Origin of the sequence: Mesorhizobium sp. AA22 (assembly GCF_001672375.2) — a bacterium.
Classification (GTDB): domain Bacteria; phylum Pseudomonadota; class Alphaproteobacteria; order Rhizobiales; family Rhizobiaceae; genus Mesorhizobium; species Mesorhizobium wenxiniae.
In genome coordinates this window covers 5105221-5124410 of record NZ_CP048406.1, presented here as the reverse complement: position 1 = coordinate 5124410, position 19190 = coordinate 5105221, and the positions used below count along the sequence as shown (strand labels likewise).

Here is a 19190-nt window from a genome sequence, read left to right as displayed (position 1 = left end):
TACAAGGTGGGTCTACACGGTTCTTGTTGCACCCGCCCTCAGTCGCTCAGATGGATGCGAGATAGCCGCCGTCAACTGGGAGGCAATGCCCGGTGACATAGGCGGATGCCCCGCTCGCCAGGAATACAACGGCTCCGGCCAGATCCTCCATCGTGCCGAAACGCCGCTGCGGTATCTTGGCCAGCATTGCCGTCTGCCAGTCGGGATCCTGATAAAAAGCATCCGTCATCGCCGTATGGAAATACCCCGGAGCGATGGCATTGACGCGGATGCCGAGCGATGCCCATTCCGTGGCCAGCGCGCGCGTCATGCCCAGAAGCCCAGACTTCGAGGAGCCGTAAGGTGCCGCGGTCGGAATGCCGACATAGGAGGTCAGGGAGCAAAGATTGATGATCGCGCCACCGCTGCTGTCGGCAGCCATCCGCCGCGCCGCAGCCTGCGCGCAGAAGAAGGCGCCCTTCAGATTGGTCGATACGATGCGGTCCCACAGCGCTTCGTCCACGTCGAGCGACGGCTGGACTTGCTCATAGCCGGCGTTGTTGACCAAGATGTCGAGCCCGCCAAAGGTATCCGCCGCCTCGTCGACCACCACGCGGATGCGATCGGTGTCGAGCACGTCGAGAGACCGGCAAAGCGATCTTCGCCCGTTAGCGCTAATTCGGTCCGCCGTCTCAAAAAGGGACGCTTCGTCGCGGGCGGTCACCGCGACGTCGGCACCTGCCGCGGAAAGCGCCTCAGCCATAGCCTGGCCGATCCCGCGGCTGGCGCCCGTCACCAGCGCCTTTTTTCCCGTCAGATCGAACAAGGAAGCGGCGTCCATAGTCACGATTCCTGCATTTTCCGAAATTGCATGCGATCGGATTGGAAACGAACACCAGTTGCGACCGGTTGTCTATACATCTTGCGATCTCGCTGGCGGCGGATCACTGACCAGCGCCATTAGGCCTATGGGGAATCATGAGTACCGCCATGCGGCAGGGCCGGGGGATGTCGGCGCCCGACGGCATGATTGCTGCAATCTCAAGAGTGAATGGCGACCAGCTTGGCGACGCGGAACTTGGGCGACTTCGGCACGACCGGTCTCGAGTTGTTCTCTTCGTGGGATTTCTGACCTGGGATATGGGCTCATTCAGGACCGGAGCAGGGCAGGGGGAAAGACTTATCGCCTACGGTCTGGTCGCTTTGGTCAGGTTGACGGGCAACCGTTCGCGGCGGCGCTGGAGGGGATGTCAGCGGCCGACGTGACGGCCGATTGACAGCGGCGCAAGCAGACGCGGCCCTCGAAGCCTCGCCACGATTTTCCTGAGTTCGCGACCTGACGCATTCAATACTCTCGCCAGAGACGGCCAATTCACCCATGGCTGCAGGATTTTCTTGCGCCTTGTCCAACCACCCTTTGTTGCATGGCGGGTGGTTGGACTTTGTGCATGGGAGGACAATCAGTATATTAACGGCCCGCCCATGGTGCACGACCCCTGAGGACCTTGCCGGGCCGTGGTTGTTGTTCTTTCGGGGCTATCACGGGTAGCGGCAAGGAAGCCGTATGATTGGTGTCTAAGGTCATTTTTCTGTTGTCGACATCAGGAGCAAATCCGCGGGTCGGATCGCGGTCCGGATTTTGAGCGGCAGCGAGAGACACTCCTGTCGACAAGGCGAGGAGGGCGAAAGCCGTTGCAAGATTGTTCATCGTATTTTTCCTTTCTTGAATGAGCAGACCTGCCAATCGGCGCCTCGCGCGGAATTGACTCCTGCTTGCGAAATCGCTGTCGGCTTTCTGTCCCGTCACTATGACGAGGCTTCCTGCTCACGATCGAAACTTACGCCACGCCTGTCGCAGAGGTTTGCCCGAGTGCCAGCGAAATGTATCCGAATGTATGCGAATCTACGCGAGAGCCCCGTAGCTCTTGGACTTTTTTGCTTCGACAAGTTTGGCTACAATTTTTCTCGGCCGCCCTGTCCGCGTTTGAGCCGTCGATGACCGAAATGCGCCGATGTGGCCATGCGACAACACGCGAATGTCATGATCTTCCAGTGGTTATGGAAGTTCTCCAGCATTGACCGCGGCGCCCAGCAACAGGTCATTGATGATTGTTCGCGACCGTAGCTTCAAATTGTGTGTCGGCTGCGTTGATGTCCCCATGAAAAGATGGTAACGCGATATTAAAGATTGTTTCGGGTCGTTACCTTTGGGCGGGGCGAATGGGATTGGTGATACCGCGGGCATGGCTGTGTGCCGGCCTACTGATAGGCTTGATGATGTCCGCGACGCCGATGGAGAAAGCTTCGGCCGATGCGGTGCCTGGTGCCATGGCCACCGGGCAGCGGACCTCCATTCCAGTCGGCTACATGGAATTCTGCCGAAGGCAGGCCGCAGAATGCAGGATACGATCAGGCAAGATCCCGCCGGTTCTTATGACCAGTGGAATGGAAGATAAGCTCGCGTCCGTCACCAAACTCGTGAATAGATCGATCAAGCCCGTGAGCGATTTTGCCGTTCACGGCACGATGGAATTTTGGTCCTATCCTGTCAGCGCGATCGGCGACTGCGAGGACTACGTCCTGCTTAAGCGTCAGATGCTCAATTTGGAGGGCATATCGCTGTCAAACCTTCTGATCACTGTCGTCAGAAAAAAAGACGGCGAGGGGCACGCAGTGCTGACGGTCAAGACCGACAAAGGCGATTATGTGCTCGACAACCTCAACGACGATGTGAAGCTTTGGTCGGAAACTGGATATAGATTTCTAAAAAGGCAATCGTCCACGCATACCGGGCGCTGGGTCGCGATACTTGAACACCCCGATGTTCTGGTCGGGGCAGTCGACTGAACCTCTCGATTTGCGACTGAACAATACCTGGCGCACCCGCGCCATGCCCGAGAATGGCAGGAATGCGCCAGCCAGCCTTTCGATTACCGCTTCATTGAACCTGGGTCTTCCTCCGCCACGATCGATGTTATGGGGCTGCCTGCCGCCGCCAAGCGCGATGCCTGAGCTTTTCGATGGGTGTCTGCCGCAGGCGCCATCACTCGCGGCGCGCGCAGCGCAGGCCGGGCAGTGGGATAACTCCGACAGCCCGGGCGTTTGACTGTTTCCGGACCGGCCCAGGCACGTGGCCCGTGATCTTGAGTCGCACCCCATGCAAGTTCCAACCTCGACGTCGCCTTATTGCGGGCACCAGAAAGTGCTTTCTTGCGCGCTCGAGAAGCCCATGTCCTGCAGCCGGAACTCGACTTCATTCCGCGTCTGATGCCGGCAGAGCTTTCGATTCCGCCCGTTTTATGAACCTACCGAAAATGCTGGGTACCGATGAAATTAAGAGATATGGCACGCGCTGTTGTTTCGAAGAAACGCAGAGGCGTGGCTTGGTATAAGGTTTCTCAGAAGCAGGCCGACAAATACGGCTTCTATGTTTATTCCAGTCATATGATCTGGAAGGACCAGCCATTTTTCCGAAAGGCGCTGCAGCGGGTCAAAAACATCCGCGGGATTCCAGATCCCCGGGCTTTCGTCCTGCAAAGCTGCTTGCGATCGATCGAGCGTATCGATGGCGATGTGGCCGAATGCGGCGTAAGGCAAGGCCGGTCGACGATATTCATGCTGATCAGCGATCTTCGGCCACGGCACTACCACCTTTTCGACTCGTTCGCTGGCCTCTCCGAACCAACCGCAGAGGATCGCAAGCCAAACGGCCGAACGCCATGGAAGTCCGGCGATCTCAGCACCGACGAGAAGATAGCCAGAGAGAATATTTCCGGCTTCAGCAACACCACTTTTCATGTGGGATGGATACCAGAGACCTTTTCCAACGTATCCGACCGGCGTTTCGCCCTGGTCCATATTGACGTCGATCTATACGAGCCGACACGTGACGCGCTTGCCTTCTTCTACGATCGGGTGTGCGCGAATGGCATGATCATATGTGACGACTACGGCTCTGGACTCTGTCCTGGAGCCCGAAAGGCCTTTGATCAATTCTTTGAAAACCGCCCGGAAGGTATCATCGAGCTCCCAACGGGGCAGGCGATTGTCGTAAAGGCAAGCTAGCGCTGAATGGCTGCGGCTACTTTCCATAGACATCAAGAGAGGGATGTCACGGCGGCAAGGCACGGGATGTCAATTCCCGCGTGATGACGCCGACGGAGAAAAGTATGCATTGAAAAACTGTTCAACGATCTCCTCGACGACCGATTTCTTTACGTGCCGTAAGTCCTCTCTATAGCTGCGAGCAAGGCCTCTATAGGTGACAAGCTCGAATGAGGGAAGGTAATGGACATTGTCCCGTTCCCGGCAGACTTGACCAAGCACAGCCCGAAGAACGGACTTCCCTTCAGTGCTCGCAGTGACGACATCCATGTCTTGAAACGTCCGAGCCAATGCAACCGGTGAGACTGTGAGAATTATCGGTGCATCGGGCTTGTGTTGACGGACCATGTCCACGGTAGCCATCACGTTGGCGTAGTTTTCCTGAAAGCCGCTGACGTGAAGCGTCGTTTCCTGCATTCCGCCTCCGCCACGATAAAGCGGTTTCTGTGCTGCTGCTTTGCCACTGGATTTGTTGATGAAGACCTCAGTCATTCCGAAGGTGAATATGAATGCCGTGGCTGCATCGAAGCCAACCCGCATCTCTCCATTTATGCTCTCGATCACCTCTCTGAGAACTTGCGGAGATTTGGCGAAGATGCCGCGGCGGTACGGGTCCTGAAAGCAGATTGGGCCCCAAGGAGCACGTTTCTTGACCTGCCACCAGTCGTCATGGGCCTGATCCCACAACCCAAGCATTTGCTCGACCTGAAGGCGAACAGTGAAGGTGTTGTAGAAGTTCATATGCTCCTGCCGAGGCAGCTCATCTACAATGGCCTGTGTCGGGTCGAAGCTGATATATCTGTAAGACGGAACGCATGCGATCTGTCTGCTTGTCAATGCACGTCGAATTTCCTGCGCGAAGCAACTCCCCATCGTAAAGAATATATCGTCAGAAGTGAATATTGAGGTTTTGCGGATTGTAATGGTGCCAGAACTGACAAAGTCTGCATACTTCGTGTTTGATTTGTTCGATGCCATCAAGCGAATAGGTTTAATGTATCCGAGTTGGTGGCGGAGTCGAAAATACTTTCGTCGAACTCGCTCTAGCAATGTCACAATTGCTCCATGATCTCCATAGCCGGCCGACGACAGCAATGCCCGACACTTAGTCCGCTTCGCCGCTAGCCGCAATCAGGAGGATTCAAGATTGACTATAACTTCGAACGAAGTCAGACGTCTGGTATCAGTTTGGCGCATGTGTGACGGCGCCGAGAAAAATTTTCATGGATCGGCAGGAGCGAGGGTCGTCAGAGAACGATACATCGCATCGGGAAACGGAATGAGCGCAAAGAAACGAATTTCAGCGGCCCTGGCATACCCGCTGGTCAAGCGCCTGATCGTGGAGAACCTGCCGCCGCACATAAGGCTGTATCTCACCGGTTTGCTGTGTTCGATCGTCGCTGCGGCGGCGACCGGCGCAACGGCTTGGATCATGAGTGTCATGATCAATAGCATTTATGTAGAACGGAACGCTGCCGCCGCATGGGGTATTAGCGCCGTGATTGTCGGCATTTTCCTGGTCAAGGGGATCGCCGACTACTGCCAGACCATCACAACGGGGAAGGTTCGCCGGGCTATCGTTTCGGACCTTCAAAACCGCCAGTTTTCCCGAATGGTGCGTTTCGACATCAACCGCTTCGCTAACCAGCATCCGGCGAAATTCGTCTCCAAGATCATGTTCAACGCGCGCGCCGGGGCCGCCGTTATTCTCACCATCACGAGCAGCACCGTCTCCGATGTGCTGAAGCTGATTGCCCTGGCAAGCGTCATGGTCAAGCAGGATCCAATGATGTCGCTGATATCGGTGGCGGTTCTACCCCTGCTATTCCTATCGGTGGGCGCGATAACCAGGAAGCTCAAGGCGCTGGCAAGGGGCGAGACGGAGTTGGCAGCACTGGTCCAGTCGATCGGCACGGAAGCCGTCGAAGGTATCCGCACCATCAAGTCCTTCCAACTCGAAGACAAGGCGGCCGCCAGCTTCGCGAAGGCCGTCCGCAAGATGGAAAGGCGCGGCATCCAGATCAACCGCACATCGGCGTTGATGAGTCCTTTGATGGAGACAGGCGGCGGCTTCATCATTGGCCTTTTCATTATTTACGCCAGTTGGCAGACCCTCGGCAACGGCAAGACGCCGGGCGAATTTATGGCCTTCATAACCGCCTTTATGCTTGCCTATGAACCCGCCAAGCGGCTGGCCCGGGTCAATGTCGACATCCAGAAGCAAATGGTGGCCGTCGGTCAGATGTATGATTTGATCGACACGCCCGAACAGCGGCAACTCGCAACCGCGGGTGAGCACCTCACCGATGTCGAGGGCGGCCTCCGTTTTGAAGATGTGGCCTTCTCCTATGAAGGTAATAGCCCTGCGCTGCACGGTGTTTCCTTCGAGGTGCGGCCTCGTGAGAAGCTGGCGATCGTCGGCCGCTCCGGCGCCGGCAAAACGACCATCGTCAATCTCATCCTGCGCCTGATGGAGCCGGACAGGGGCAGGATTCTCCTCGACGGAAAGGACATTTCGAAGATCAGCCTGGCCGACGTTCGCGACAATATCGCCCTGGTTTCACAGGATGTTTTCCTGTTCGAAGGCTCGATCCGTGACAATATTCGGGACGGACGCCCGAACGCCAGCGATCTGGAAATCGAGTCCGCGGCGGACCTCGCCCGGGTCACAAGCTTTGCTTCGAGCCTGGAAGACGGGCTCGACACGCTGGTTGGTCCGAGCGGCACCAATCTGTCGGGCGGGCAGAAACAACGCGTTGCCATCGCGCGCGCCCTACTCAAAAATGCTCCGGTGATTGTCTACGATGAAGCAACATCCGCGCTCGACGGCGAAAACGAACGGGCGGTCATGGAGGCTGCGTTCGACGATGCATTTCAGCGCACTGTGATCTGCATTGCGCACAGGCTTTCAACCATCAAGGCGGCCGATCGCATCCTGGTATTTGACGCTGGTATGCTTGCGGACTCCGGGACCCATGACGAACTCGCCATGCGCAGCGAAATCTATCGCTCGATCTTCCATTTGGAAGCGTCCGCTCCAATCGTCGAAGGCGGCAAAACGCTGCGGCAGAGCGTATTGCGCTGAAGGCCGATGACCAGTTTTTACCACGGTTCCTACATCCGGTATGTGATAGGTGGATTGGGCCTGCAGTTGCGCCGATTCACAAAGGCCGTGCGGGCGATGTATACCGGCTCCAAGCCTCGTTCCGTTCTTGAGCAGCAGGCCAAGGTCGACGCGCTGATCGCGCGCAGGGACTGGACAGGCCTTGAAGCAAGTACCAATCAAATGGCCATCATGGCCGAGCGTGTCCGCGACCCGGAGTTGATGCAGAAGGCAGGCCAGGCGTTCGAACGGCTGGGCAACTTCGCGCGGGCGGCCGAGCTTCGGCTTTCCGCTCGCCGGCAACGAAAAGGGGAAGGTGCCAATGAGTGGACCGGAGAAGACCTCGGTTCGAATACACTGCTGATCGATCTTGTAGAGGATGATCCTCGCAGTCTTGGCCGGGTTATCCGCCATGCGCGACTGGCCGGCGCCGCCGCTGGATGTGCGCAAAGCGCGACAATTCGGGTCGAGCCGCGCCTCGTATCGCTTCTGCAGCGGACGTTCCCGAATGCGACCGTGGTTCCAGCGCAGCAGAATGTCGTTGGTGACAAATTTGCGACCTTCGAAAATCTCGCCTGGGTTTTCGGCCGCGATGCCGAAAGACTTGCCGCCGATTTCGTGCCGCTGCGGGTAGATCCTGAACTCGTCCAGACATTCCGCAAGCGCTATCGCTCGATGACGGATCTACCACTGGTGGGTCTGTCCTGGGGCAGCAAATCACACACCAAGGACGTCCCTGATTTCCCCGAATGGGCACGGTTCATCGCCCAGACACATGCGACATTCGTTTCCCTCCAGTACGGACAGATCAAGCCGGCGCTGCGGCGCCTGCGCAATGGCAATGATGCGCGGCTTATCTATGATGACAGTGTCGACCAGATGGTTGATATGGACCGTTTCGCCGCGCAGATCGCCGCGCTCGATGCGGTCGTAACGATCAGCAATACGGCGGCCCATCTGTCCGGAGCACTCGGTGTTCCGACCATTTTCCTGATCGACGACAAGTTTCAGACAGCGTGGCCAGTGATTGGCGATCGAACCCCCTGGTATCCGAAGGGGCTCGTCATTCGCAAGGAAGGACGTGCGTGGTCGGTGGTGCTCGACGACGTCGGCCGGCGGCTCTCGTCAATCCTGACGGTGCGTTCGACGCCGCCCAGCGACAGTTGAGGTCGCTGTGCCGAGCAGACGATCCATCCTTGAAAAGGCAAAAGCCGCCGACCTGCGCCCGCAAGGTGTTGACGGCAAGCGGCTGCAGAAGGTTCTTGAACGAGCAAAGAAGTTTTTCAGGCGTCCCTCGCGCCATGCTGACGAAAGCGTCGAACGGCATGTGAGCCTGATGGCGCAGAGTGTCGAGCGGCGTGACTGGCAGGCGGCCCGGGAACATGCGCTGGCACTCGGCCTGCTCGGTGAGCAGCTTGGCGATCCCGGGCTTGTCAAAAAAGCCGGGCGTGGACTGAGACGCCTCGGCGGCGGGAATCGTGCCTGGCAGTTGATCGCGTCGAGCAAGCAAGTGCCCGGCCGGCCCGAATGGGATGGCAGTGATCTTGCGGGTCGCAGGCTTGCCGTCGAGCGGCGCGAAGGCGATCTTGCAATCTTCTTCCAGTTCGCGTCGCTGCTGGGGCCGGTGGTCGCAGCTGCCGAACGATGCACCGTTCTGGTCGAGCCGCGACTCGCGCCACTTTATCGCAGAACATATCCTGCGCTCGATATCAGGCTAGAAGGAGAAGGGGAGGTGGCGGCGACGGACGCCGATGTCTTCGCCTGCTTCGAGACACTGGCGAAGCACTTCTGGCCGGATGAGCCGACAGCGCGCGCGCCATTCATTCCGTTGGAGCCGGACCGCCGACTGGTGGCCGAGCTACGCAGCACCTATCTCAATCGCGGCTCGGGGCCTCTGATCGGCTTCGCCTGGGGAAGCCTGAACAAGAGCAAGGACCTGCCGGCTCTGGACGATTGGCGGGCGCTGCTCGGCAATCTGCCGGGACGTTTCATCAGTATGCAATATGGCGATGTCGGGCCAGCGCTCGCCGAATTCGAACGCTGGGCGCCGGGACGCATCATCCATGACGCTTCCATCGACCAGTTGTCGGATATGGACCGCTTTGCCGCGCAAATCTCAGCACTCGATGCGGTGGTGACGATCAGCAACACCGGCGCCAATCTAGCGGGAGCGCTTGGCGTTTCGACTGTCGTCATGCTTGACGATGGGTTTCGGCTGTCGTGGCCTGCCTTCGGCGAAACGGTAGCCACATATCCAAGCGTTCGACTGGTTCGGAAGGGCAGCCAGGCATGGGCATCCGCAATGCAGGAAGCAGGTGGACGGGTTACGCAAATCATCAGTGGAGTTGGTGATGGCCGGTAGCCAACTCCTTCGCCGGTTCCGCCGCGGTGTCGCGCTTGCAGGCTACAAGTACAAGGTCTGGTTCCGTCGCCACCGGCGGCAGCTTTTCCTTCGCTGGCGTGATGGCGACGTTGCCGATCAGATGGCGGATTATCGGCGAAGCATCGAGGCGCGCGATTGGTCGGCCGCACTGCCGAAAGCCCTGGCCCTGGGGTCGATTGCGAAGTCGCGGGGCGAGGTTCGCCTGCTCGACGAGCTTAGCAAGGCGCTGATGCGTATGGGCGCCTACGGCCCGGCGGCCGAGCTCAAGATCGCCCGGCGCCACATCGTTGAGGGCCACGTCAACGGCGAATGGCTCGGCCAGGATATCTCGAACCAGGTCTTACTCGTTGATCTGATGGAGACCGAAAAGCAGGGTCTGGCCACCGCGATCCATCATGCGAGTTCCGTCGGCCGCGCGCTCGCCCGGGCCGCTCGTTTGATCGTCCTGGTCGAGCACCGGTTGGTGCCGCTCTTTCAGCGGACATTTCCCGCCGCCGATGTGCGAGCTGTCGGTCAGGGGAACAAGGCCGCCTATGGCGAGGCCCAGGCCTTTGCGGGCGTTCAGCATCTGACGGCCGTGTTCGAGACAGATGAGACCACGATCCGGGAGCATTTCATCCCGCTGAAGCCGGACTCCGCGCGGGTCGCTGAACTTCGCGCTCGCTATCGGAAGGATGGCCGGCCGTTGGTCGGCATCGCATGGGGCAGCTCCAATCCTGGCAAGGACCTGCCGCCACTTACGGCATGGCGCGGGCTTATCAGCCGTCCGGACCTCCGGTTCGTTTCGCTGCAATATGGCCAGGTCGAGTCCGACCTGGAGATCCTGACCGATGGCGAGCTCGCGCGTATTCTCCATGACGGATCAATCGACCAACTTGTCGACATGGACCTTTTCGCGGCGCAGGTTGCCGCCATGGACGCCGTGGTAACCATCAGCAATACCGGGGCGCATCTGGCGGGCGCGCTCGGCATCCCGTCGGTCTTTATCCTTGGCGATGGGTTCAAACGTTCCTGGCCGGTCGAGGGCGATTGCACACCCTACTATCCTTCCGCCGTGCTGGTCTCGAAACGGGAAAGGCCTTGGGCCGCGGTGATGGAAGACGCACAAAACCACATGGGCTTGCTCATCAGCACTGTTTGAATCCACCACGCAAGGCATCGCGAGTGTGCCAGGCAGGTCCAAACCGGCGAAGTGGTCAAGCGCCTTTCTTGACGGCAAGAGCATTGTAAACTACCCGGCGGGGCGGCCGTTCTGAATTTCACGGATAAGAGGCGATGCATATCTTTGGGTAGGTCGAGAACCAAGGCGGCTTCTCCTGTCAGCGAAGGCTTTGTGCAGCGGCTCCTCGCCGCGTACCGGCTTGTTCATCCAGGAAATCTGTTCAAGCGCGGGCGTATCTACGCCCGCGGCAGGGCAGCGACGAGGACTGTCTACTTCGTCCCACACAACCGCAACAATGTTCGGCTGCTGGCTGACGCGGCAGAAATTCTGGTTGACCGCGGCATCCGCTGCGTGTTCGCGCATCTCGATGGATTGAAACGCGGCGGCGTAGCGCGACCTGAACTCAACGCCCGGGGAATATCGCATATCGGCTTTGCCGAGCTCGAGCGGATGATCAGACCCGGCGACATGCTGGTGACTGGAAATGACTATGCGCCGCAATTCTTTAGGCGATTCATAGACTCCATCAACTTCGGCATGGTCCGTGTGGTCGGGCTGATCGGCGGTGCGCGACTGCTGCAGCCGCATCGATTTGTGAGAGCTGACTACATCCTTTCGATGGGACCAGCGGCGCTGCAGCAAAGACGCCAGCCGACATACGTTGTCGGCTCCCCGGTGATTGAGCGTGCCGTCGAAGGTGCTGGCGCCAGGCACGATAAAGGGCTTTTTGTGCTGGTGAACTTCAAGGGGGATATCGAAAAGCCCGCAGATCGCCAAGCGATTGAAGCTGTGGCAGGCGCATGTGCGAAACTCGGCCTTGCCTATGTCGTCAGCGTCCACCCCACGATGTTCGCAAAAGTCGATTTGCCGAACAAATCGACCCTGGATTTCGCACAGCTGCTCCCGCAGGCTCTGGCGCTCGTAACGCGCCCAAGCACCACTGTTTACGAAGCAATCGCCTGCGGCATTCCGGTGGTGCTGTTTCCGCTGGTTTCTCCCATGGTCGAGTTCGACAGCCCTATGGGCGCTTTCAAACCAACATTGTCGGAGCATGACCTCGTCGAGGATATCCGCGCTGCGGTCAGGTCAAGGCCGACTTATTTTGAGCAAAGCCGGGACTTCCTCAATGCCAATCTGTCGATTGATCCAAAGGTGCCGGCTTCGCAACGGATCGCCAATGCCTTAATCGATATTTACAATCGCTGATCTGCTCGATCAAAGTGCCCGCAATCGGAGTCCGCAAGTTGAGTTTGTTTTCCAACTTTTTTGCAAGAAAGCCGCCCCTCCTTGTCGTCTCGTTTCCCAAATCCGGGCGGACCTGGCTGCGCGTAATGCTTGACGATCTGGGCGTGGATGCGGCTTACACGCATGACGGTTCCGACCACAAGGATCTGCGTGACATTGCGCAGATCAGCCCCGACAAATCTCGCTACAAACGCCAACGGATTCTATTCCTGACGCGAGACCCCCGCGACACTGCGGTATCTGGATATTTTCAGGTCAACAAACGCCATGGGCTGGAAGCAGGTCCGATCGGCGATTGTATAAGAAGCCCCAAACACGGTGTCGAGAAGATTGCCCTTTTCAACCTGCAATGGTTTGCAGCCGCACGTCACATGCGAAAGATTGCGCTTCTGCGCTATGAAGATGTGCAGCGGGATACAAACGACGCATTGCGCAGCATCGGAAAATTCTTGGGAAAATCCTTTGAGGAGTCCCAGCTTGCCGATGTTGCCGTCAGCAGATCGTTCAAACGAATGCAGCAATCTGAAATCTCAGGAGAGCTGGGTGCGCGCTATGGCGGGAGATTGCAACCGCGCAATCCTGACGACCCGGAAAGCTTCAAGGTTCGAAAAGGTAAGGTCGGTGGTTATTTGGACTACCTCAGCGCGGATGATATTGCCTTTTGTGACAATGTGCTTGCGCGGCTCGATTACTGGACGCGGCTTGATGAAGCCTTTCAGCGGCATGGCATATCTTATGCCGACGACAGGGCAGGTGTGAATTGATCCGATGCACCGGCTTTGTCTGCGGATGCGGACATAGCGGCACCACGCTGATAGCTACGATTCTTGCCTCGCATGCCGATGTCTTTTTGCCATTCGAAGAAACGAACGTGTTTTTCAAATGGGCTCCACTTGCGCTGTATCGCTACTCAAAGCTGAAACGGGCGGCCATTGGGGCGGGCAAGTCGGTGCTGCTTGAAAAGACACCGCGTCATATCAGGCGTGTCGACCGGATACGACGCCTGGTGCCGGGCGCGAAGTTCGTGATGCCGGTACGCGATGGGCGCGATACCGTTGCTTCGCTGACAAGGCGGCTTGGCGATGCGACCGCGAGCCTGGATCGCTGGATTTCGGACAACACAATGGTCCTTGCCGAGCGCGGCAGCACGGACGTCCTGATTTACCGCTACGAAGATCTTGTCGATGACCCGGAAGCGACCGTCGAAAAGATCTGCACCTTCCTGGGATTGTCATTCGACCAGAGCCTGCTCGATTATCATCGGAACCCGCAACGATGGTTCACACTTAATGCGCAACCCCAACATGCAGCATTGCGCAACCAGCAAGTGAACCAGCCAATTTATGATGGCCGCGGCCGCTGGAAGACCGAACTGGGTCAGCAGGAATTGATGGAGCTTACCGAGGGGCGTGGGAAACCCCTGATGCAGGCGTTCGGGTACATTTGAGACCGCCGCGCGACCACTTTACTCGGGAAGCGCGCGCGGATAGCCAAACTGATCGAAGTCGCGCTCATACGCGCGATAGATGGTATCAGCCAGTTCTGGCGTGAAATAGTCGGCAAGTCTGCGGCGGGAGGAGGTGTGCAGAGGTGGCATCGCCGCGCGTCGCATCTCGTCGCTTGCACCGACATGATCGAGAACCGGTTCGAAGTCCTGTGCGAAAGTCTCCGTCTTGCCGACGAGGTCGAACGCCACACCTGGAAGGTCGATGATGTCGCTTTGCCTCTGCCAATGCTTGTCGATCCGCCATGTGGAAGTCGTGCAGGCAAAGGCGACGAAATCTGCAAAGGACAGGCTCTTGTCGGGTCCTACAGGCAGCGCCGGATCAGCCCTTTCGCGGTAGGCTAAATAGACCTCCACCCTGCCATAACCAGGCACAAGCGGACGGTCACGATATTGGTCGGCCCAGCACGACAACAGCCGGGTATAGGGGTTGCGAACGAAGGTAAATCGCAAGGCTTCCGGACTGGTGGCCATGCGATAGAACTGCAGGACGCCATGGCGGGGCGCCTGCAAGTTCGACGCCTTTCGGTTGTGCACCTTCCAGTTCTGGTCGCTGCGCCACCCCGACACGGTGTCGTTTCCGATCATGGCTGCAAGGTTGCTGCGAATGCGGCTACTCGCCGCCTTTGGCGTGGCGAGGTACAGGATCTTGAGTTGCGGGACTACGTCGATCAGGTCGTCAGGCAGATATGCGGTTTCCATGGCTCTGCGGTAAAAAGCCAACGCCTCGGGATTGCGCCAGCTCAAAACCTGCTCGACAACCCGCCACCGAAGCGACCGCAGTTTCGGCCTCAACTGGCGTTCGATTTTCCTCAATCCACGAGTCTGCTTCGATTTCGGGACGGGAATCTCATACGACAGGTCGGGGGTGCTGGTGTTCATCCGCTCTTTCCTATTAATTTCTAAATGCCTCACCGCTGGGAAAACCGCAAGCAACAGTGGACAATCGCCCCAAATCTGTTTTCGCCGCGCGCCAGCACCGACTTCCTGATCTACCACAACAGTGATTTACGGTTGACGCGCAACCGGCCGCCGAGATTGGGAAGCGTATGGACGAGGCGCGACAAAAGACGTGGTTGCTCATCGGCCAAGTTTGATCGACATGAGTCGTCATGTCATAAGGTCCGGAAGCGGGGTCCTTAGCAATCGGCAACTGATAGGAATGTTTGCGAGGTGACCATGAAATTACTGCGGTGGCTCAAACCGAAGGCAGAAGAAAATTCCAGTAATTTAGGCCTTTGCATTTCCTACCCCAAATCAGGGCGGACATGGTTAAGAGTCATGCTTGATCAGCTTGTCGTCGGCCTCGATTACACCCACGGCGGCAGCGCGTTCCACAGAAAAGATTTCCGCTCTGCCGACGCTTTTTTGGGAAAGCGGCCCCTGATTTTTTTGCATCGCAATCCGATCGACACAACAATTTCCGGATATTTTCACGTCACCAAACGCGAAGCGTGGCGCGGCTTATTCCAAGGCGATTTGTCGAGCTTTGTACGAGACCCACAGTTTGGTATCGAGAGGACCCTCCGCTTCAATGCAATGTGGCTGGCGGCAATAAGCGAAAGAGACGATGTGTTGATCACACGATACGAAACGCTCCACAGCGATGCCCTCTCCGAGCTTAGCCGAATCGCGAAATGGTTAAATGCAGAACCAGACGAGGAGGAAATTACGAAAGCAATTGACGTCGGTCGATTTGAGTCCATGAGAAACAAGGAATCCTCTGGGCAAAGCGATGAGCGCTATGGTCACCGCTTAAGAGCGGTAGACAGCACCGATTCCGATAGTTTTAAAGTTAGACGCGGCGTAGTTGGCGGGTATAAGGACTACCTTACCGAAAAAGAAATTATATACTGCAAAAATATCATGGAAAATTATGGAATAACTGCCTAGCGATAACCACATCTTCACTCCAGCAGTGCAGGCGGATAGCCAAACTGGTCAAATCGCGCTCATCCGCGTGATTTATAGAATCCGCCGGTTCCGGAGTGCTCAACGGCATAGCGAGATCGCATGGATTTGTCACAGCATAATCAACGGGTTCAGGCGGAACCGAAGACGCCTATCCTGTTCGTACGCCAGCGCTATGCGCCCTTTGGCGGAGGCGAGATCATGCTGGAAAACATCATGGCGGCGTTCGCCGCGCGTCAACGGCCGGTGGCCGTGCTGTCCGGCGACTGGCCGCGATACGAAGGCATAGAATTCATCCATTGTGCCGGCCGCCGCTTTCCCCGCTCCCTGCGGGCGACGTCCTTTGCCCGAGCCGCATGCCGCAAGATCGCCGAAATGCCACCGGCCCTCGTGCAGAGCAACGATCGTCTTCCGTGCTGCGATGTCTTCCGGGCCGGGGAAGGCGTTCATGCCGCCTATCTTGCCGAGCGGCGTCGTTTCGAGACGCGGCTTGGCAGGGCAGCGACGGCGCTGAGTCCCTTTCATCGCCAGACGCTGCGCCTTGAACGCACAACCTATGCCAGCCCACGGCTTAAAGCTGTGATTGCCATTTCGAAAATGGTGGCTGAGGACATTATCCGTCACTACGACTATCCGGCGGAACGTGTGCACCATGTTCCCAACGGGGTTGACCTGGGCCGCTTCAACCTGGAGCTGCGCCAACAGCATCGGGCCGCGGTCCGCGCGCAGCTCGATGTCGACGATAACAGGCCGGTCGTCCTGTTTGTCGGCTCGGGTTTCGCGCGAAAAGGACTTCTTCCATTGATGAAGGCTGTCGCTACGCTGGACGGTGATCCGGAGGTGTGGGTCATTGGCCATGATTCGCGCGCCAATGCCTTCAAACAGGCCGGCGACAGACTGGGTCTGGGCGCAAGGCTCAGGATGTTGGGGCCGCAGAAAGATATGTTGCCATGGTACGGCGCGGCCGACATTGCCGTGCTGCCTTCCATTTATGACCCATTCGGCACAGTGGTGATCGAAGCCATGGCCAGCGGCTTGCCCGCCGTGGTAAGCACCGGGTGTGGCGCGCGCGAGCTGGTCGATCGGTTCGAGCCGACGCTTGTTTGCGACGCAGCCAGCGTAAACGACCTCGCCGCCGGGCTTGCCCGTGCGTTGCAGCTGTCGTCACGGCCTGAGACTGCGGCAAAGGTCAGAGCGGCGGCCGAACATTACGATTTCAACGTCATGATCAGGAGAATGATAGCGCTCTACGAAAGTCTCGACCTGAGATAATTTTCGACATTTTTTTTGAATCCGTTAGTATCGCTCGGAGTGCTAACAGGCCGGGGGACCAGTTTCTTTGAACAACTGTTGCAGTTTTGACGCCGGAACCGTCTGACAGTGCCGGCGCTCTCAGTCATCATAATCAGCCGCAATGAGGAAGCGTGCATTGCACGTTGCCTTCGCTCGGTACATTTTGCCGACGAAATCGTCGTCCTCGACAACAACAGCACCGATCAAACCAGGGACATCGCCAGTGCACTCGGGGCCAAGGTCCTGATTACCCTCGATTGGCCCGGTTTCGGCGCGCAAAAAAACCGTGCCCTGGCAGCGGCGACAGGGGATTGGGTCCTTTCGCTTGATGCCGACGAGTGGGTCGAGCCACCCCTCGCTGCAGAAATCAGAGCTGCTATCGCCAACCCAAAAGGCTATCATGGCTTCGAAATACCAAGAAGATCCCGCTTTTGTGGGCACATCGTCCGCCATGGCGGCTGGTCGCCCGACCTGGTGCTCCGGCTTTTCCGGCGACAGTCCGGGCGCTTCAGCAACGACACGGTGCACGAGAAAGTTGTGGTGAATGGGAAGGTTACGCGATTGTCCCATCCTATGGAGCATGACTCCATCGCCGACCTGGCAGACGCGCATGACAAGATCGGCCGATACGCAGAAGCGTCCGCGGCGCGGCTGCTTACCGAGGGCAAAAGAAGCTCGATAAGCAAGGCGGTGTTGCGCTCGGTCTGGGCCTATATGAACAGCTATGTTTTCAAGCTGGGATTTCTGGACGGTTCGACCGGCGCGATGGTTGCCGCTTATTCAGCCAGCTACACCTATCAGAAATGGGCGCTTGTCGCATTGGGCAGCGAGGCGAAATCCGCCGAAAAAAGCAGGACCGGCGTGAAAGGCAAATCCGTGCGATTCAGAAATCGTCCTGGCTAATTTCTGCACCATTGTTGCCGAGCTGTTGCCAGACAGTTAGTGTATGGCCGTTTTGAAATTGGAGCCAAGGTACTGAATATGACTGATGCGTTTAGGGTATTCGTTGGATGGGACAGCCGCGAGCCGATCGCCTACGACGTAGCACGGCACTCTTTGCTTAAAAACGCTTCGGTGCCTGTCTCCGTCATTCCAATCAAACAGGACGAACTGCGTGCCCGTGGACTGTATTGGAGGGAAAAAGATCCACTCGCGTCAACAGAGTTCACCTATACGCGGTTTCTCACGCCTTTTCTCGCCGACTACACGGGTTGGGCTTTGTTCTGCGATTGCGACTTCCTGTGGCTCGGTGACGTCGCAGGTTTGCTGGAATACACGAAGTCGAACAAGGCGGTCTATTGCGTCCAGCATGATTATACGCCGAAGGCCACTACCAAGATGGACGGCGTGGTCCAGACATCCTACCCACGAAAAAACTGGTCCTCGCTGATGCTGTTCAACTGCGCGCACCCTTCGGTTAAATCGCTTACGCCAGAGGTCGTGAACCGCGAAAGTGGTGCCTACCTCCATCGAATGCAGTGGGTCGCCGATGAGGACCTGGGCTCGCTGCCAGTAGAGTGGAACTGGCTTGAAGGTTGGAACGAAAAGCCGACGCATGGCACACCTAAGGCGGTCCACTATACAAGCGGTGGTCCGTGGTTTGCCGAGTGGCAGAATGTCGACTATGCGGATCTGTGGATAGCCGAACGCGACGAATTCTTGAGTAATGCCGAACAAACGGAAGCTTCTCTTTCGCGCTCGGCGAGCCGGTAGCTAATCCAACCGATCGGCCCGACCATATCGGACGTTTCGTCGAGGTCGCCGGCAACGCGCGGTTCGTGCAGATCTGTGAACAGACTAGGCGTGCCTGGTCGAAATCGAACCGAGCGGGTTGTCGAACAGCCATTTTGGCGACGTGCTTTCCAGCGCGCGGCGTGGGCACGGCGTCTGCTGCGCCAAGCCGGCATCTGCTTTGTCGTTGTTGCGGCATGCTGCATGGCAGAGGCTTGAGGCCATGGCGAAAAGAAGTGCGGGCATCCTGCCTTACCGCAGATCGAGCAACGAACTGCAGGTGTTGCTTGTTCATCCGGGCGGGCCGTTCTGGCAAAGCCGCGATCTTGGCGCATGGTCGATTGCAAAGGGCGAGTATGGTGATGACGAACAGCCGGAAGCTGCGGCACGTCGCGAATTCGTGGAGGAAACCGGCTGGGAGCTCGCGGGAGCACTGCTTGCGTTGGGGGAGCTGCGCCAGCGCGGCGGCAAGCTTATTACAGCCTTCGGCGTCGAATGCGATTTCGACGCCGGCACTTTGCGGAGCAACATGTTCGAGATGGAATGGCCACCGCGCAGCGGCCGCATGCAATTCTTTCCGGAGATCGATCGCGCAGGGTGGTTCGGCCTCGATATGGCCCGGGAAAAGATGCTTATTGGCCAGCGGCCTTTTCTCGACCGGCTTGTGGGGTCCGTCTAAAGCCGACCCAATGGCCGACCGACATCATGAACTGGTCGTGCTGATCGCTACGCCCCAGGAACCATGGGCTGAGGCGAAGAGCATGTTGAGCGCGCC

General features: G+C 57.9%; 18 protein-coding genes and 1 pseudogene. 15 read left to right on the top strand and 4 right to left on the bottom strand.

From position 1 onward, the window contains the following. Nucleotides 1–46 precede the first annotated feature (46 nt). Nucleotides 47–820: a glucose 1-dehydrogenase gene (locus tag A9K68_RS24590; RefSeq protein ID WP_065007889.1), complete on the bottom strand. Its 774-nt coding sequence runs from the start codon at nt 818–820 to the stop codon at nt 47–49. A gap of 134 nt (nt 821–954) precedes the next feature. Here A9K68_RS24590 and A9K68_RS24585 point away from each other — a divergent pair. Then, nucleotides 955–1111: pseudogene (locus A9K68_RS24585) on the top strand (type II toxin-antitoxin system VapC family toxin); the annotation flags it as partial. Nucleotides 1112–1447: 336 nt separating this feature from the next. Here A9K68_RS24585 and A9K68_RS24580 read toward each other — a convergent pair. Further along, nucleotides 1448–1687: a hypothetical protein gene (locus A9K68_RS24580; protein ID WP_156768290.1), complete on the bottom strand. Its 240-nt coding sequence runs from the start codon at nt 1685–1687 to the stop codon at nt 1448–1450. Between the two features lie 566 nt (nt 1688–2253). On the opposite strand from A9K68_RS24580, the gene A9K68_RS24575 reads away from it, so the two are divergent. Together A9K68_RS24575 and A9K68_RS24570 are read left to right on the top strand one after the other, a co-directional pair. After that, entirely contained in the window at nt 2254–2826 is a 573-nt protein-coding gene (locus tag A9K68_RS24575; RefSeq protein WP_245477107.1) for a transglutaminase-like cysteine peptidase, read from the top strand. A gap of 480 nt (nt 2827–3306) precedes the next feature. After that, nucleotides 3307–4044: a TylF/MycF/NovP-related O-methyltransferase gene (locus A9K68_RS24570; protein ID WP_065007887.1), complete on the top strand. Its 738-nt coding sequence runs from the start codon at nt 3307–3309 to the stop codon at nt 4042–4044. Nucleotides 4045–4113: 69 nt separating this feature from the next. Here the strand turns inward: A9K68_RS24570 and A9K68_RS24565 are convergent, their stop codons facing one another. After that, nucleotides 4114–4956 (bottom strand): GSCFA domain-containing protein, encoded by an 843-nt coding sequence (locus A9K68_RS24565; protein WP_245485711.1) that lies wholly within the window; start codon nt 4954–4956, stop codon nt 4114–4116. A 322-nt stretch (nt 4957–5278) separates the two neighbouring features. On the opposite strand from A9K68_RS24565, the gene A9K68_RS24560 reads away from it, so the two are divergent. The 7 genes from A9K68_RS24560 to A9K68_RS24530 all read left to right on the top strand — a co-directional run bounded on the left by A9K68_RS24560 (nt 5279) and on the right by A9K68_RS24530 (nt 13423). Further along, nucleotides 5279–7168 carry an ABC transporter ATP-binding protein gene (locus A9K68_RS24560; RefSeq protein WP_082982331.1) on the top strand — a complete coding sequence of 630 codons (1890 nt, stop codon included), beginning with the start codon at nt 5279–5281 and terminating at the stop codon, nt 7166–7168. Between the two features lie 6 nt (nt 7169–7174). Continuing rightward, a complete protein-coding gene (locus tag A9K68_RS24555; protein ID WP_065007884.1) occupies nt 7175–8353 on the top strand; it encodes a hypothetical protein in 1179 nt (392 codons plus the stop codon). 7 nt (nt 8354–8360) lie between these two features. Continuing rightward, entirely contained in the window at nt 8361–9548 is a 1188-nt protein-coding gene (locus A9K68_RS24550; protein WP_065007883.1) for a hypothetical protein, read from the top strand. Next, nucleotides 9538–10710, top strand: coding sequence for a hypothetical protein (locus tag A9K68_RS24545; RefSeq protein ID WP_065007882.1), 1173 nt, complete (start codon nt 9538–9540; stop codon nt 10708–10710). The genes A9K68_RS24550 and A9K68_RS24545 overlap by 11 nt, the downstream gene beginning before the upstream one ends. Nucleotides 10711–10902: 192 nt before the next feature. Then, entirely contained in the window at nt 10903–11937 is a 1035-nt protein-coding gene (locus A9K68_RS24540) for a hypothetical protein (protein ID WP_156768287.1), read from the top strand. A 38-nt stretch (nt 11938–11975) separates the two neighbouring features. After that, on the top strand, nt 11976–12740 hold the full coding sequence (locus A9K68_RS24535) for a sulfotransferase domain-containing protein (RefSeq protein ID WP_128344597.1): 765 nt from the start codon (nt 11976–11978) through the stop codon (nt 12738–12740). Further along, on the top strand, nt 12737–13423 hold the full coding sequence (locus A9K68_RS24530; protein ID WP_065007879.1) for a sulfotransferase: 687 nt from the start codon (nt 12737–12739) through the stop codon (nt 13421–13423). The genes A9K68_RS24535 and A9K68_RS24530 overlap by 4 nt, the downstream gene beginning before the upstream one ends. Nucleotides 13424–13441: 18 nt before the next feature. Here the strand turns inward: A9K68_RS24530 and A9K68_RS24525 are convergent, their stop codons facing one another. After that, nucleotides 13442–14416, bottom strand: a complete 975-nt coding sequence (locus A9K68_RS24525; protein ID WP_156768286.1) for a sulfotransferase family 2 domain-containing protein — start codon at nt 14414–14416, stop codon at nt 13442–13444. 243 nt (nt 14417–14659) lie between these two features. On the opposite strand from A9K68_RS24525, the gene A9K68_RS24520 reads away from it, so the two are divergent. From A9K68_RS24520 to A9K68_RS24500, 5 genes are all read left to right on the top strand, one after another. Beyond that, on the top strand, nt 14660–15373 hold the full coding sequence (locus A9K68_RS24520) for a sulfotransferase domain-containing protein (RefSeq protein ID WP_082982329.1): 714 nt from the start codon (nt 14660–14662) through the stop codon (nt 15371–15373). A gap of 120 nt (nt 15374–15493) precedes the next feature. Further along, nucleotides 15494–16663 (top strand): glycosyltransferase family 4 protein, encoded by a 1170-nt coding sequence (locus tag A9K68_RS24515; protein WP_065007876.1) that lies wholly within the window; start codon nt 15494–15496, stop codon nt 16661–16663. 108 nt (nt 16664–16771) lie between these two features. After that, nucleotides 16772–17587 carry a glycosyltransferase family 2 protein gene (locus A9K68_RS24510; protein WP_065007875.1) on the top strand — a complete coding sequence of 272 codons (816 nt, stop codon included), beginning with the start codon at nt 16772–16774 and terminating at the stop codon, nt 17585–17587. A gap of 78 nt (nt 17588–17665) precedes the next feature. After that, the gene (locus tag A9K68_RS24505; RefSeq protein ID WP_065007945.1) at nt 17666–18397 is read left to right on the top strand and encodes a glycosyltransferase; all 732 of its coding nucleotides are present in this window, start codon (nt 17666–17668) and stop codon (nt 18395–18397) included. Nucleotides 18398–18638: 241 nt separating this feature from the next. Then, the gene (locus A9K68_RS24500; protein ID WP_065007874.1) at nt 18639–19094 is read left to right on the top strand and encodes an NUDIX domain-containing protein; all 456 of its coding nucleotides are present in this window, start codon (nt 18639–18641) and stop codon (nt 19092–19094) included. The last annotated feature ends 96 nt before the right edge of the window (nt 19095–19190 follow it).